The sequence below is a fragment of the Ignavibacteriales bacterium genome, from assembly GCA_016709765.1.
In the GTDB taxonomy this organism is placed as follows: Bacteria; Bacteroidota; Ignavibacteria; order Ignavibacteriales; family Ignavibacteriaceae; genus IGN3.
The window spans coordinates 276,438-291,781 of record JADJMD010000008.1 but is presented as its reverse complement, the minus strand read 5'-3'; the positions used below and the strand labels follow the sequence as shown (position 1 = coordinate 291,781).

The 15,344-nt window shown below is 31.9% G+C and carries 12 protein-coding genes and 1 tRNA gene; 9 read left to right on the top strand and 4 right to left on the bottom strand.

Annotated elements, in window-relative coordinates; translation table 11 throughout:
* Positions 1 to 29: 29 nt before the first annotated feature.
* From clpP to IPJ23_02690, 3 genes are all read right to left on the bottom strand, one after another.
* A complete protein-coding gene (clpP, locus tag IPJ23_02700; protein MBK7629625.1) occupies positions 30 to 650 on the bottom strand; it encodes an ATP-dependent Clp endopeptidase proteolytic subunit ClpP in 621 nt (206 codons plus the stop codon).
* Complete coding sequence (tig, locus tag IPJ23_02695; protein ID MBK7629624.1) at positions 640 to 1,956, bottom strand: trigger factor; 1,317 nt, start codon at positions 1,954 to 1,956, stop codon at positions 640 to 642. Before tig ends, clpP begins: the two co-directional genes overlap by 11 nt.
* A 42-nt stretch (positions 1,957 to 1,998) precedes the next feature.
* Positions 1,999 to 2,080: transfer RNA gene (locus IPJ23_02690), tRNA-Leu, on the bottom strand.
* Between the two features lie 243 nt (positions 2,081 to 2,323).
* Here IPJ23_02690 and IPJ23_02685 point away from each other — a divergent pair.
* From IPJ23_02685 to IPJ23_02670, 4 genes are read left to right on the top strand one after another with little or no spacing between them, the layout of a single operon-like run.
* Entirely contained in the window at positions 2,324 to 3,052 is a 729-nt protein-coding gene (locus IPJ23_02685) for a serine/threonine-protein phosphatase (GenBank protein ID MBK7629623.1), read from the top strand.
* Positions 3,049 to 4,983, top strand: coding sequence for a protein kinase (locus IPJ23_02680; protein MBK7629622.1), 1,935 nt, complete (start codon positions 3,049 to 3,051; stop codon positions 4,981 to 4,983). Before IPJ23_02685 ends, IPJ23_02680 begins: the two co-directional genes overlap by 4 nt.
* A 48-nt stretch (positions 4,984 to 5,031) precedes the next feature.
* Positions 5,032 to 7,236, top strand: coding sequence for a hypothetical protein (locus IPJ23_02675; protein ID MBK7629621.1), 2,205 nt, complete (start codon positions 5,032 to 5,034; stop codon positions 7,234 to 7,236).
* 29 nt (positions 7,237 to 7,265) lie between these two features.
* Positions 7,266 to 8,678: an HD domain-containing protein gene (locus IPJ23_02670; protein ID MBK7629620.1), complete on the top strand. Its 1,413-nt coding sequence runs from the start codon at positions 7,266 to 7,268 to the stop codon at positions 8,676 to 8,678.
* 17 nt (positions 8,679 to 8,695) lie between these two features.
* Here the strand turns inward: IPJ23_02670 and IPJ23_02665 are convergent, their stop codons facing one another.
* Positions 8,696 to 9,124, bottom strand: a complete 429-nt coding sequence (locus IPJ23_02665) for a hypothetical protein (protein MBK7629619.1) — start codon at positions 9,122 to 9,124, stop codon at positions 8,696 to 8,698.
* 277 nt (positions 9,125 to 9,401) lie between these two features.
* Between IPJ23_02665 and IPJ23_02660 the strand changes: the two genes are divergently transcribed.
* From IPJ23_02660 to IPJ23_02640, 5 genes are read left to right on the top strand one after another with little or no spacing between them, the layout of a single operon-like run.
* Positions 9,402 to 10,748 (top strand): TolC family protein, encoded by a 1,347-nt coding sequence (locus tag IPJ23_02660; protein MBK7629618.1) that lies wholly within the window; start codon positions 9,402 to 9,404, stop codon positions 10,746 to 10,748.
* Positions 10,749 to 10,774: 26 nt separating this feature from the next.
* Complete coding sequence (locus IPJ23_02655) at positions 10,775 to 12,076, top strand: efflux RND transporter periplasmic adaptor subunit (protein ID MBK7629617.1); 1,302 nt, start codon at positions 10,775 to 10,777, stop codon at positions 12,074 to 12,076.
* A gap of 21 nt (positions 12,077 to 12,097) precedes the next feature.
* Positions 12,098 to 12,811, top strand: coding sequence for an ABC transporter ATP-binding protein (locus IPJ23_02650; protein MBK7629616.1), 714 nt, complete (start codon positions 12,098 to 12,100; stop codon positions 12,809 to 12,811).
* A gap of 22 nt (positions 12,812 to 12,833) precedes the next feature.
* A complete protein-coding gene (locus IPJ23_02645; protein ID MBK7629615.1) occupies positions 12,834 to 14,069 on the top strand; it encodes an ABC transporter permease in 1,236 nt (411 codons plus the stop codon).
* Positions 14,070 to 15,296 carry an ABC transporter permease gene (locus IPJ23_02640; protein MBK7629614.1) on the top strand — a complete coding sequence of 409 codons (1,227 nt, stop codon included), beginning with the start codon at positions 14,070 to 14,072 and terminating at the stop codon, positions 15,294 to 15,296.
* The last annotated feature ends 48 nt before the right edge of the window (positions 15,297 to 15,344 follow it).

Below are 15,344 nucleotides of genomic sequence, written 5' to 3'. Positions count from 1 at the left end.
AAAAAGGCTGAAAAAATCAGCCCTTAATATTATTTAATTGGGATACGCTTTTCAATTATATTATCAACTAGCTTATATTCCTTTGCCTCTTCAGCTGTTAAGAAGTAATCTCGATCGCAATCTTTAGCTATCTGTTCAATTGATTTTTCAGTGTGTTGAGATAATATTTTATATAATGAATCGCGTGTTTTAACTAATTCTTTTGCGTGGATTTCAACATCTGTAACCTGACCACCAATTCCTTGGGTCCAAGGTTGATGAATCATAATTTTAGAGTTTGGTAGGGAAGAACGTTTACCTGCCGCGCCACCAGCTAATAAAACTGCGCCCATACTTGCTGCCATTCCAACACAAATTGTAGCAACATCAGGTTTTATGAATTTCATAGTATCATAAATTGCTAATCCTGCTGTTACACTACCTCCAGGGGAATTTATGTACATATTAATATCTTTTTCAGAATCTTCAGCCTCTAAAAAAATTAGCTGTGCGATTGTTAAACTTGCAACATGATCATCGATTGCCGTACCTAAAAATATTATTCTTTCTCTAAGTAAACGGGAATAAATATCCATTCCACGTTCGCCGCGACCAGTCTGTTCAATAACGTAAGGAACTAACTGATTATAAATTTCAAAATTATTGTTCATTTACTGCCTCTTGCTTTACTTTTAATTTATCAGGGTGAACTTTACTAATTGTACTATTTAATTTGAGGAAATCAAAAAGTTTCTGATCAACAATTCTTTCTGCCTGATTAGATGTTTTATAATAGTTAATAATTTTATCAACAGGAATCCCAATTTTCTCGGCTTCTTTTTCAGCTAATTCTTTAATCTCATCATCTGAAACTTCAATCTTTTCATTTTTTTGTATCTCAGCTTTAATTAGATACCACTTTACTTCATTCTCTGCAGATTTTAATAGTCGTTTTCTTGTTTCTTCTTTGTTAAACGGATACTTGGATTTTTTGGATCGTTCTTCTTCATTCTTTACATATTCTTCAAGAATATTATTCACAAGACTTTTAGGAGGATCAAAATCGTTATTCTTAACTATCTCTCCAACAAGCTTTGCTCTTACAAATTCTTCCGTTTGCTGATCGTAATAGTTTTGAATATCTTTTTTTATTTCTTCTCTAAGTTCAGTCTCGGTAGAAACCTTATCTTTGGTAGCCTTTTTAATAAGCTCCTCAGTTAAATCTGGAAGAACAATTTTTTTAATACCCAATACATTGACTTGATAATTAAATTCTTCTTTATGGACCTCTTCAGTTCCATCTTCTAACTTGTGTTTGTGTTCATCCTTATAAGAAAAGTTAAAATGTTCTCCAACTTTTTTATTCTTAGCATTTTCAACAATGTCTTTTGCAACTCCATCAGCCGTCAAATCAATTTGCATTTTTTCAGGTTTTGATTCACCAATTCTTTCACCGTTTTTTTCGGCAAGAATAACTTCAGCATCAATAACAAAATTATTGTCTAAAATCTTTTCAGCATCTTCCAAAGTTTTATTCGATTTGCGGATGTACTCAATTTCTTTTTCAACTTCTGTATCCGTGACAACAAAATCAGGAATTTCAAGTGAAATGCCTTTGTAATCTTTTACATCTAGAACTGGGATAGTTTCGTACTTAACTTTAAAATTTAACTCTTTTTCAGGTTCAAATTTTAAATCCGTCATTGTTGGTTGACCAATTGGTTTAAATTGATTTTCTTCAGCAACTTTCCAGAAAAATGTATTTGAAATTTTTTCAGCAGCTTCATATTCAAGTGCATCTCCGTACATCTTTTTTAACATAGAAACAGGAACTTTGCCTTTTCTAAAACCGGGAACCTGAATTTTTTGGGATTGTTTTTTTACTTCTTTTTCAATTTCCTCTTTTATCTCATCGTACTGAAGTTTTATTTCTACTTCCTTTTCAGAAGAATTTAAATCAACTACATTATGTTCCATTTTTACCGTAACCTCAAATATTTTGATTGGGATGATATGAAGTGCGAGAACGGGGACTCGAACCCCGACACCTCTCGGTACTAGATCCTAAGTCTAGCGCGTCTACCAATTCCGCCATTCTCGCAATAAAAGCTCAAAACGATTCAATTCCAAATCATTAAAAAGTATATAAAGTGATGTTCTAAAATGATTTATGAATCAAAAAATCGCTTGCAAATATAATCCTATAGCGTTTGTTAAACAAATTAGGCTGTTTTGTTATTGGAGCACAAATGTAATTCTAAATTTTAAGGCAGATAAGACTATATTTTCTTATTTTTGGTTAAGAGATGAATTTAGAAGATAACAAACAAGACGAGGTCCCTTAATGGGGTTTAATTATACAAAATTTACAAGTCCTGGGGCTGAAAAAAAATATAATGAGGATGCTATAGAGTTATTAGAACTAAACGGCGGGCTTTTGGCAGTTTTGTGTGATGGCGTTGGTGGGGATAATGGTGGTGATTTAGCGGCAAGAATTGCCCTAAAATCAGCACTTCATTTTTTCTCTGCTTCTGAAGGTGATGATTATCTGGAAAGAGTCAAACTTGCTATTGAAGAATCGAATAGTTTTGTTTTAAATCATTCTACTGCAAGTGCTCCTATAAAAAACATGGCTACAACTTTAGAAATGATTTTTATTAAAGATCACCTCGCTTTTTGGGGACACATCGGTGATTCAAGAATTTATCATTTAAAATCTAATAGACTTTCTCAAGTAACTAAAGATCATTCACTTGTTCAAAGATTGCTGGACGAGGGATACATTACACATAAACAAGCGGCAAATCATCCTCAAAAAAATGTGATTATTAAAGCTCTTGGTGAAAATGAAAATATCCAACCTGATATTAGTAAATTAAAACTTAATGAGGCTGAAACCAATAGATTTTTTCTTTGTTCGGATGGTGTTTCTAATTTAATTAGTAATACAGAATTTGAAGAAATACTAATTATTAATGATCTCGAAGAAATTAAAGCAAAATTAAAAAAACTAGTAAAACTTCGTGGTGCATTTGATGACTACTCATTTATAGTAATAGACATAACAAAATGATTGGCAGACGGATACAACATTATAAAGTGATTTCTCTTTTGGGGCAGGGAGGAATGGGTTCGGTTTATAAAGTATTTGATGTTAAGCTTGAAAGATACACTGCATTAAAAATTCTTAATCTCAACACATCGCGCAATTCTACATTTGTTGAGAGGTTTAAAAGAGAAGCAAGAAATCAAGCAAAGTTGATGCATCCAAATATTGTTTCCGTTTATGGATTTGTTGAGGAGAAAGATATACTCGGTATTGCTATGGAATACATAGAAGGCGATACTCTTGAAAGTCTTATCCACGACAGCGGAAGAATTGAATTTAGTTATGCTCTGGAATTAATGGTGCAAATTCTTAATGGGATTGAGTTTGCTCATCAACAAGGTTTTATTCATAGAGATTTAAAACCATCAAATATTATTTTGGATTTGAATGGCAATCCTAAAATAATGGATTTTGGTATTTCAAAATCTATCGATGAATTAAAATCTATAACACAGCAAAATGCTAGACCAGGAACTCTGCTCTATATGAGCCCAGAGCAGCTTGGTGGAAATTTAATAACAGTTAAGAGCGATATTTATTCTCTTGGAATTACTTTTTATGAAATGCTGGTGGGTGTTCATCCATATAACTCGCAAACTATTTACGAGATAATTGATTCTCATGTAAATAAAATTCCATCAAAAGTATCATTGCAGATTACTTCAATTCCATATACCGCAGATGAAATAATTTTGAAAGCGATGGACAAATCTTCTAACGATAATTTTTTATCAGCAGCGGATTTTAAAAATTCGATTATCAGTTTAAGTGAAAATTATTCCTTTCAAAAAGAAAACCAACAATCTTTACCATTCGTAGAAGACAAATTCCCGAGCCATACTATTGAAAAAAAAACAAAAGGTTTTCAAACAGTAAGTAACATTTTACTCTTTATAATTTTTATCGGATTAGTTGTAATCGTTTTTAATGTTGTTAAATCAGTAATTATGGAAGAACAAGAAAAAACTGATAATGAATTATTAAGTTACTCGCAAGACTACTCAAGTAATCCAAATTTTGTAAAAGAGAGTACATGGGATTTAATCAAAATAGGCCCATATGAAAATTTAAATTCCATTGCTTTCCTTGATGATTATAAGGGTTTTATTGCAGGTGATTCCGGACTTGTAATGCAAACTTCAGATGGAGGTACCAACTGGAAAAAATTTAGTTCAAAGTTTTCTAATAATTTTAACTCTGTGAGTTATACAGATAATAAACTTATAATTGTTGGTTCAACCGGATTTATTGGAATTATTAACTATAATTCAAATCAAATAAAAAGAATAAATTCTAACACTGCCGAAACATTATTTAAAATTTATTTTATAGATCACAATATTGGATTTATTGTTGGCAGTCGAGGATTGATTCTTAATACTTATGATGGGGGTTTAACATGGCACGCAACCAATAGTTATGTAAATGAAAATTTATTCAGTATTAGTTTTGCGGATTCAAAAAATGGAATTATTGTTGGCTGGAATGGTACAATTCTTAAAACAACTAACGGCGGCTTAAGCTGGCAAAAACAATCAAGTAAGACTAATACATATTTTAAGGATGTTCTATTTGTAAATGAGTTTTTAGGGTTTATAGTTGGGGGCGAAGGGAAAGTTTTGCGAACTGAAAATGGCGGTGAAGAGTGGTATGAAATTGATCTCGAATCAAATTCCGGTTTGTACAAAATTAGTTTTGAAAATAATGGAGAGGGGATAATTTTATCCAATATTGGTGAGATTTTTTTTTCAAATGATTCCGGAAAATCCTGGACAAAAAAATATGTTGGGCAGCCTCTTATATTAAATGACATCAAGCAGTTGAATTCAGGTAATTTTATAATTGCATGCAATGGTGGCAATATTTACAAGAGTAAAATCAGTTCTACAAAATAGTATGATTACTACATCATCTCAGACGAACATCATCGAACAACGAGTAAAATGAATATTAAAAAATTATTTATTAATAAAAATGGTCTTTTACCTTATGGATTTGTCTTATTCGTAGTAAGTAGTTTGCTAACCCAATTACCATTAACAAATACTTTTGGTTATGAGTTTTCTGTGATAAATGGTCTACTTCTTAGTGTTCTTGCCGGTTTGCAGACATTAAATTTTCTTCGAAAGACTGATTTTGTAATTAGCAGATTTATTAAAAATCTTCTCATTCTTTTTTTAATTCCATTCTTAGTTATTTTTGTCCATTCTATATTAACAATGTTTTGCTCTTTTGTTGATGGATTAATCTTTTATGTTTTAATTGTTGGTACTTCTATATTGTTTGGAACTGCAATAGCCTTTTTATCCGACATCATTGCTAAAAAATATGAAAGGGTTTTATTTTTTATTGTAATTTTTTTTACAGCACTCATCCCAATTTTAGAAATTTATTTTAATCCGCAAGTTTTCTTTTATTCGCCGCTAATAGGCTTCTTTCCCGGAAATATTTATGATGAAGGTTTAAGCGCTGATTGGAAATTATTTTTTCATCAGGTAGTTGTTACAGCATTTTCACTGTCGATTATATTTCTATTCTTAAAAAGAACAACGTTTGTTTTGAAGTATAAATTTTATTTTATGGCTTCTATAATCTTAACTATTTACTTGTTTCAATACTTTTCAACTTCTTTTGGATTTAGCACCACCTTTGCAAAATTAAATTCGATCCTGCCTAAACAAATTGAATCTGAAGCATTAATCTTGCACTTTGATGATATTGATTCAATACAAGCACAGCTAATAGCATTAAATCAGGAATATTATTTTTTAGAATTATTAGATGGATTAAAAACAAAACCCTCAAAAAAAATAAATGTTTATTTGTTTAACAATCGAGAACAGAAAAAAACATTATTCGGTGCTGGCAATGCAGATGTTGCAAAACCATGGCAATATTCAATTTATATTAGTGCAGATTCTTGGCAAAACACATTGAAACATGAATTAGCTCATATTTTTACAGCTGAATTTGGAAGTGGGATATTTAAAATCGCATCTGGTTTTAACCCTGCTTTAATTGAAGGAATGGCTGAATCTCAAGACCCAATATCAAATGATATATCTATAAAGTATCTAACCAAGGTAGCATATAATAACGGTTATACTGTCGATTTAAAATCATTATTCACAGGATTAAGTTTCTTCAAAGGTAATTCTACACTTGCTTACATTTATAGCGGTGCATTTATAGATTTTCTTATAAATAAATATGGAATAGAAAAAGTTAAAAAGTTTTATGGAACTGGTGGTTTTGATTCTGTTTTCAAAAATAAAATTGAGACTGTACAGAAAGAATTTTTTCAGGATCTTTCTTTTTCTGATTCTATAAATACAAAACCAATGGCTGATTATTATTTTGGAAGACTATCCATTATCCAAAAGGTTTGCCCAAGATATATTGGAGATAGATTAAAGAAAGGTTACTTAAAACTTTCAGAAAATAAATTTAATGAAGCTGAAAAGATATTTAACGAGATAAATCAGAAAACAATAAATTATTCAGCACTCGTTGGATTATCTGAAATATTTTTAAAGCAGAATAAAATTGATAAAGCAATTAATATTCTAGAAGAGAATATTAAAAAGTTTAACAATACGCCTTACTACGCTAATATTTCCTTAAGATTAGGCGATTTGTATTCAATAAATTTAAATGATTCTTCCTCTTGTTATTGTTATAAAAAAATTATAATTGATAATCCAAATCATCAATTGAATTATCTTTGTAAAACTAGATTAAGTTTACTTCAAGTGAATGAATTAAAAAATTATTTAGAAGGTAGTGATTCATTAAAGCTTAAAATATTATTTGATCTGAACAATAAATCCTACAACTATAATTCCATTCCAATTGTTATAGGTTTATTAAATGATCAAAAGATTAAATACAAAGAAGCAATAAAAACATTCAATAAAACATTCGTTGTTGATAATATTGAAAGCAGTTACGCTGCCTTCAAACTTTCAGAATATATGCTTTACAATAAAGATTATATTAATGCCAGAAAATATGCGGCTTTAAGTCTTAGGGTGAAAGATAAAAATATTTTTTATACAGCCATGCAGCAGCAGTTTAAAAAAACAGATTGGTTCTATAAAAATGCAAATCGGGTTTTGCAAGGATTTGTTTATGATTCCTATAATTAAATTTAACGTTATTACTATTAGATAAAGTAATGAATAAAGAATTAGAAATATTGATAAAGCAAAAAGTAACTGAGCTTGAGATCATGAAAACAATATACAATATTGCTAATCGAGAGAATATTGAAGTTTATGCAGTTGGGGGATTTGTTCGTGATATTATTTTAAATCGTGAAAGAAACGATCTTGATATTCTCGTAATCGGAAGTGGAATTGATTTTGCAAAAAAAGTTGCCGAAGAACTTAGAATTGCAAATGTAACTTACTTTAAAAATTTTGGCACTGCTCATTTTGAATTTAAGGGAATGAATATTGAATTTGTAGGCGCAAGAAAAGAATCCTATGATCGTAACACACGCAAACCCACAGTTGAAGATGGAACATTTGAGGATGATATTGCTAGACGAGATTTTACAATTAACACACTTGCAATTTCTTTGAGTAAAAAAGATTATGGAAATTTAATTGATACTTATTCCGGATTAGATGATGTCCAAAATCAACTAATCAAAACACCTCTTGATCCATTTAAAACTTTTGATGATGATCCACTTAGGATAATGCGTGCATTTCGTTTTGCTTCTCAGCTTAATTTCAATGTGGATGAGAGCATTATGATTGCTGCAAATCAAATGCGTGAAAGATTGTCAATTGTTTCGCAAGAAAGAATAACAGATGAGTTTCTAAAAATTCTTGCTTCTCCAAAGCCATCTGTTGGATTAAAATTGTTATTTGATTCTTCTGTTCTTGAAATAGTTTTCCCGGAAATATTTATTATGGCCGGTGTGGATCAACGAAAGGATTTTCATCATAAAGATGTTTTTTTGCACACACTTCAGGTTGTGGATAATATCTGCAAAGAAACTGAAAATGTTTGGTTAAGATTTGCTGCACTTGTTCATGATATTGCAAAACCTCCAACAAAGAAATTTGTTGAGGGAATTGGTTGGACTTTTCATGGTCACGAAGATCTTGGTGCAAGGATGATGAAAAAAATATTTCATAGAATGAAATTGCCGTTGACTCAATTAGACTATATTCAAAAACTTGTTAGGCTGCACCTAAGACCAATTGCACTTGCTAATGAAAAAGTAACTGATTCAGCCATAAGAAGATTTGTAGTAAATGCCGGTGAAGATTTGGAGGATTTGATAACACTTTGTAGAGCAGATATTACAAGTAAAAATCCGATTAAAGTGGAAAAGTATCTTGGCAATTATGAGCGAGTTATGCAAAAGGTTCGTGATGTAAAAGAAAGAGATAAGCTGCGGGAATTTCAATCACCCGTAAGAGGTGAAGAGATAATGCAAATCTGTAATCTTAAACCATCAAGAAAAGTTGGCGAAATTAAAACAGCAATCGAAGAAGCAATTCTTGATGGAAAAATTGGCAACAATTATGAAGAAGCTTTTAAGTATTTAATGGAGATTAAGGACCAGCTTTAAAAAACAAATCAGCTTACTTAAAAATTGTAATTTAATCCAATAAAATATCTTTTTTCATCACTACATGATTTTTCTCGCAGCATTCCAAAAGAAATATTAATTGGTATTTGCGATTGAGCATTTAAAATCTTTTCATTTAACGAAAGATTTTGATCTAAATATTCATCATTTAAAATTGCTGCAGTTGTATCCTTTGTTGATTTTTCTTTTTTATCGTGCATCAGTGCGTACACAACTATTCCAACAACAACTGCTCCACCAACAACATACAATAAAGTATTATCGCTTGATTCAACTTGTGTGTTTGTAGTTCCAGTACCTCCGCCAGGTATATCACTCTTGATTTTATTGAATTGTTGTCCAAATGCAAGATCATTTGCGCTTAGTGTAAATAACAATCCTAAGATCAAACAAAAAGATACAATATTTGATGAGTATTTTTTCATCACTACCTCTGTTAATAATTTTTCAATTGGAATATTATTCATTTGGCATTTAGAATCAACCTATAATAAAATAATTATCACTGCTGAACCAAAGTCGGGTAGCTTTTGTTATATATTATTGATACCGTAAGTGTAATTATTTTACCATTCGTACTTAAAGTCCGTTTATAACGTCTTCTTAACCTATTTTTGAGTGGTCGAAATCAAAGATAGATTAAAATTATTGTTGTATTTTTACAGTAAGCATGAATTTTCAATCCAACAGCCGGAGTAACAAATGAAATTATTCTTAGTTTCTATTTTATTATTAATATCTACAAACAGTTTATTAGCTCAAAAAGAGTTAACTCTAGATGAAGCAATTAAAATTGCTTTGCAAAAAAACACAGGATTAATTTCACAGGAAAATGAGTTATCCAGGGGTGAATCAGGTGTTGATGCTGCTTATGGTAACTTTTTACCTAACCTAAATGCTTTTGGAAGTTGGGATTGGAATCGATCTGAAGAAGCTGGCAGAGTTACCAATATTAATGGTGTTAACATACCTGCTCCTAAAAGCACAAGCGAATCACGCACATATGGCGTAGGTGCTAATTCTAACATAGTTTTGTTTGATGGACTTTCGAACTATGCTAATCTTTCCAGGAGTAAAAACACGCTTGAAGCTTTGAAGTTATCAATTGAAGGTAAAAAGCAGGAAGTGGTTTTTCAAACAATTAACTTTTACTATTCAGTTGTTGAAGCGGATCAACTTTTAAAAGTTAGAGAAGAAGATGTTAAGCAACAGCAAAAAAATCTTGAAACTATAGAAGAGCGAAACAGACTAGGTTCGTTAACTAAAGCTGATGTTTATCAACAGCAGGTTCAAACTGGTAATGCTGAATTGCAGGTAATCCAACAAAATAATATTCTTGAAAACGCTAAAAGTAATTTACTTTTTTATTTAGGATTGGATGTTTTAGAAAATTATTCATTCTCAAAAACACTCACTAACAAAGAATTAAAAATATTAGATACTGATGTAAACACTGACTTCAATCAGCTTAATGAACTAGTTAGCACGGCATTAGAAAACAGAAAAGACTATCTTGCACAAAAATTAAGTTTAGATTCATATTATGACAATCTAACAATTGCAAGATCAGGGCATTTACCAAGATTATCTGGCAATCTTGGATATGGTTCATTTGCAAATAGTCTAGGTAATATTTTTGAGTCTCATAATTATTCTGCAGGTTTAACACTCAGTATTCCAATTTTTTCTGGGTTTGCTACACAAAATGCAATCCAAAGTGCGGAGGTTGATGCTATGAATTATGAACTTCAAGTAAACGATACTGAAAGACTTATCAAACAAAACCTTCAAAAAACATTTCTTGATCTTGAAGCTGCAAAAAAAGGATTACTTGTAACAGAAAAAAACGTAAAAGCTGCTGAAGAAAACTTAAAGATTGAACAAGAAAAATATAGTCTTGGTGCTGGCAAATTATTAGATGTTTTAATTGCCAATACATCATATCAGAATGCAAAAACAAATTACATCAATTCTCAGTTTTATTATATAAGATTGAGTGAAGAATTAAAGTATAATCTTGGTGTATTAGAATATAACCAGTACGAATAAATTTTAATTATAGGAGAATATCCCAAATGGCTAACGGAAAAAAGAACAAATCGAAAAAGAAATTATTCATTTTTGGTGGAATAGGTTTATTACTTATTGTGCTTTTAGTTGTTGCTTTTGTTGGCGGCAGTAAAGAAGAAATAGTTTCTGTTCAAACAGAAAAAGTTGAAAAGAGGACAATAACTCAGACAGTTGCTGCAACTGGAAAAATAAATCCTGAGTTTAAAGTTGCAATCAATCCGGAAGTGACCGGTGAAATAATTCAATTACCTGTCAAAGAAGGCGATCGAGTTAAAAAAGGTGATTTGCTCATTAGAATAAAAGGTGATCAGTACGTCGCGCAGAAAGAACGAATGGAAGCTAATCTCCAATCTGCAAAAGCAAGTTTAAAAATGCGTGAGGCAGAATTAACTAAAGTTGAATTAGATTATAATAGAGTGAAGGAACTGCATAGTAAAGGTTTAGCAAGTGATTCTGAATTAGAAGCATCTAAATCCAATTACCTGTCAACAAAAGCTTCTTATCAAGCTGCTGAAGCAAATGTTTCTCAAAGCGAAGCTTCGTTAAGAGAGATTATGGATCAAATATCTAAAACAGCAATTCGTTCCCCTATGGATGGAATTATAACCAAATTAAATGTTGAGCTTGGAGAAAGAGTATTTGGTGCTGGTTTTAGTATGGGTTCTGATATTATGACTGTTTCAGATTTAGGAAATATAGAAGCTGTTGTCGATGTTGATGAGAATGATGTTGTCTTAGTTTCTGTTGGTGATACTGCTACTATTAAGGTTGATGCATTTAAAGATCAGGAATTTAAAGGAATTGTTTCCGAAATTGGTAACAGCGCAAACACAACTGGATTAGGTAGTCAAAATGAAGTTGTAAATTTTGAGGTTAAGATAAAGCTAATAGATCCAATGATTACACTAAGACCTGGAATGAGCTGTACTGCAGATATCGAAACGGAAACTATAAATAATATTTTAAGTGTTCCAATCCAGAGCGTTACAACAAGATTAGAAGGTCCAAAGGATGGCGAAAAAATTGGTGTAGAAGAGGGTAACGGTGATGATTTTCAGCAAGTTAAAGAAGTAAAAAAAGAAAAAATAACTAAAACTCAAGAAGTAGTATTTGTAATTAAAAACGGTAAAGCTAAAAAAATTGATGTTGAAACAGGACTTAGTAATGATAATTATATAGCTGTGATTAAAGGTTTAGAAGGCGGAGAAGAAGTTGTCTCAGGAAGTTACAAAGCAATTTCTCGTGAGTTGAATGATGGTTTACAAGTAAGAGTGGAAGAGAAACGTTCTAATATTTCAAAAAAATAAAACTGGTAAATAATAATGAACATAATTAACATAGAACATATTGCAAAGGTTTACCAAGTTGGGTCGGAAGAGGTTCATGCTTTGCGGGATGTTTCTCTAAAAATTAATAAGAATGAATATGTTGCAATCATGGGTCCTTCTGGGTCCGGCAAATCTACTCTAATGAATATGCTGGGTTGTTTAGATACGCCAACTTCGGGAATATATGACTTTAAAGATGTAAGTGTTAGTGAAATGACAGATAACGAACTTGCTAGAATTAGAAATAAAGAAATTGGTTTTGTATTCCAGACATTCAATCTTCTTGCGAGATCTGATGCTATTCATAATGTAGAACTCCCATTGATCTATGCTGGTGTTTCAGCTTCTGAAAGAAGAGAAAGAGCAAAACAGACTTTAGTTGATGTTGGTCTGGAGGATAGAATGCATCACAAACCAAATGAACTTTCTGGTGGTCAAAGGCAAAGAGTTGCAATCGCGCGAGCTTTAGTTTCTAATCCTTCAATCATCCTGGCGGATGAGCCTACAGGTAACTTGGATTCTAAAACAGGTGAAGAGATTATGGCATTGTTCCATGAAATCCACGAAAAAGGAAATACAATAATTCTTGTAACACACGAAGAATATATTGCAGAGCACGCTCTTAGAATTATAAGGTTGAAAGATGGTTTAGTAGAAAAAGATGAAGTTGTTGAAAAAAGATTTATCCCAAAATCTAAAGCTTCTTTTGTATAATGATTATTAAAAAGAGTTAACCATGTCGTCAATATTTTTAGAATTAACCGAAGGATTATCTATAGCCTGGCGTGCCATAAGGGCTAATAAAATTCGGGCAGCATTAACAATGCTTGGAATTATAATAGGTGTTACAGCAGTCGTACTAATGTCAACAGCGATTAAAGGGATTGATAATTCTCTTCAAAATGGTGTTAGCGCACTTGGTTCGGATGTTTTATACATAGATAAATATGCCTGGTTTTCAAATCAAGATTTCTGGACCATGCGTAATCGCAGAAATATTGATATGGAAGATTTTCATACATTTAAGGATTTAGCAAAACTTCCTATGGCAGTCGCTCCGGTTACCAATGCTGTTCAAACTATTAAATATGGCGATCGAAAAGTTGAAACTGTTTTTCTTAATGGCTCTACATCTGACTATGTAAAGACAACTAATTTCGATTTTGATTTAGGTAGATTTTATTCTGAAGTGGAAAGCAATGGTTCTAGAAATGTTGCTGTTTTAGGAAGTGAAATAAGTAATAAATTGTTTCCCAGAGGTGATGCACTTGATAAAACAATTAAAATTGGTCCTGCTAATTTTAAGGTAGTTGGCGTTCTTACCGAACAAGGAAGTACACTTTTGGGTGCATTTAATCCCGATAATCAAGTATTCATTCCAATAGGGACTATATTCAAAAATTTCGCATCACGTCATTTTGGTACTGTAACAATAAATGTTAGAGCCGCAAGTCCTGAACTTTTAGAAGACACAAAAGCAGAAGCCGAAGGAGTAATGAGAAAAGTGAGAGGACTAACACATGATGAGCCAAATGACTTTACAATAAATCAACAAGAGGGCTTAACAAATTTTCTTGATTCTATAACAATTGTAATAAAGATTGCAGGGTTATTTATAACAGGATTGTCATTATTTGTTGGTGCAATTGGAATTATGAATATAATGTTTGTTTCTGTAAAAGAAAGAACTCGTGAAATCGGGTTAAGAAAAGCTATTGGCGCTACCCGCAGAACAATTCTTGCACAATTTTTATTAGAGTCTTCAGTAATTTGTTTAATTGGAGGACTAATCGGGTTAATAGCTGCAATACTATTAAGTTTGATGTTAAACCAGTTTTTTCCAACATCAGTACAATATGATGTTGTGATTCTTGCAATAATAATTTCATTATTAACGGGTATTATTTCTGGCTTAGCTCCGGCTTATACAGCGGCTAAGATGGATCCTGTCGATGCTTTGAGGTATGAATAAATGAAAATAAATCAAATACTAGCTATATCTCTACAATCCTTAAAAAGTAACAGACTGCGCACAGCACTTACGATTCTAGGAGTTGTTGTAGGGATATTTTCCATCATAGTTATTATGACTATACTAACAATGCTACAAAGTAGTATTGACGATGGACTATCAATGCTTGGGAAAAACACATTTCAGATTCAAAGAGACGATAATGTTATGGGGGGTGGTCCCAGAATGCGCACTAGAAGTAGAAAGGACCTAACTATTGAGGAAGCTAATCGATTAAGAGAATTATTATCACAAGCCAAATATGTAGGTGTTGAGCAATGGCAATTTGGTAAAGTAGTTAAGTATGGCAACAAAGAAACTAATCCAAATATTTCAGTTGCTGGTGTTAATACAGATGCTATGAGAACTAACGATTGGAATGTTGAAGCAGGAAGAGATTTTCGAGATGATGATATTAACTATTCTACAAATACTTGTTTAGTATTTCAGCCAATTGTTGAGAAATTATTTCCAAATAGCAATCCGATCGGACAGGAAATAAGGGTTGATGGCAGACCATTAAAAGTTATTGGGGTAATTGAACCTCAAACTGCTTTATTTGGTTCAAGTCGAGATAGTTATGTAATTGTCCCTATTACCACTTGGCAATCAATGTATGGAAGATATGGACGTTCAGTAAATATTACTGTGATGTCACAAAGCAAAGCAGATTACAACGATGTTATTGAAGCTGCTACTGGACATATGAGGACTATTAGAAAAGTGGGACCGGGCGAACCAAATGATTTTTATATTTTTAGTAACGAATCGATGATAGAGCAAACCAACCAGATTACGGGACCAATCAAGATAATTGCCTTGGCCATTTCTCTTATTGCATTAATTGCTGCCGGTGTAGGTATAATGAATATTATGTTGGTTTCTGTAACAGAAAGAACTCGCGAGATAGGAATTAGAAAAGCACTCGGTGCGAGAAAAACTTGGATACTTATTCAGTTTTTATTTGAGGCAATTATTTTATGTATGCTTGGAGGGCTTATTGGGATTATCTTTGGAGTAGGAATTGGTAATCTTGCAGGAGGTGCTCTGAATGCAACTGCTGCCATTCCGTGGGATTGGGTATTTATTGGATTATCAATGTGTATAGCTGTTGGAGTAATTTTTGGGACTTATCCAGCTTATAAAGCTTCAAATCTTGACCCTATTGAAGCATTAAGATATGAGTAGTTAATATTGATTTGAGAATCGTTTCGACCGAAGGGAGAAATCAGTTTT

Coding starts and splice junctions, on each gene's coding strand:
- IPJ23_02640 (MBK7629614.1), top strand. CDS start 14,070: ATGAAAATAAATCAAATACTAGCTATATCTCTACAATCCTTAAAAAGT.
- IPJ23_02680 (MBK7629622.1), top strand. CDS start 3,049: ATGATTGGCAGACGGATACAACATTATAAAGTGATTTCTCTTTTGGGG.
- IPJ23_02665 (MBK7629619.1), bottom strand. CDS start 9,124: ATGAAAAAATACTCATCAAATATTGTATCTTTTTGTTTGATCTTAGGA.
- clpP (MBK7629625.1), bottom strand. CDS start 650: ATGAACAATAATTTTGAAATTTATAATCAGTTAGTTCCTTACGTTATT.
- IPJ23_02675 (MBK7629621.1), top strand. CDS start 5,032: ATGAATATTAAAAAATTATTTATTAATAAAAATGGTCTTTTACCTTAT.
- IPJ23_02670 (MBK7629620.1), top strand. CDS start 7,266: ATGAATAAAGAATTAGAAATATTGATAAAGCAAAAAGTAACTGAGCTT.
- IPJ23_02685 (MBK7629623.1), top strand. CDS start 2,324: ATGGGGTTTAATTATACAAAATTTACAAGTCCTGGGGCTGAAAAAAAA.
- tig (MBK7629624.1), bottom strand. CDS start 1,956: ATGGAACATAATGTAGTTGATTTAAATTCTTCTGAAAAGGAAGTAGAA.
- IPJ23_02660 (MBK7629618.1), top strand. CDS start 9,402: ATGAAATTATTCTTAGTTTCTATTTTATTATTAATATCTACAAACAGT.
- IPJ23_02645 (MBK7629615.1), top strand. CDS start 12,834: ATGTCGTCAATATTTTTAGAATTAACCGAAGGATTATCTATAGCCTGG.
- IPJ23_02655 (MBK7629617.1), top strand. CDS start 10,775: ATGGCTAACGGAAAAAAGAACAAATCGAAAAAGAAATTATTCATTTTT.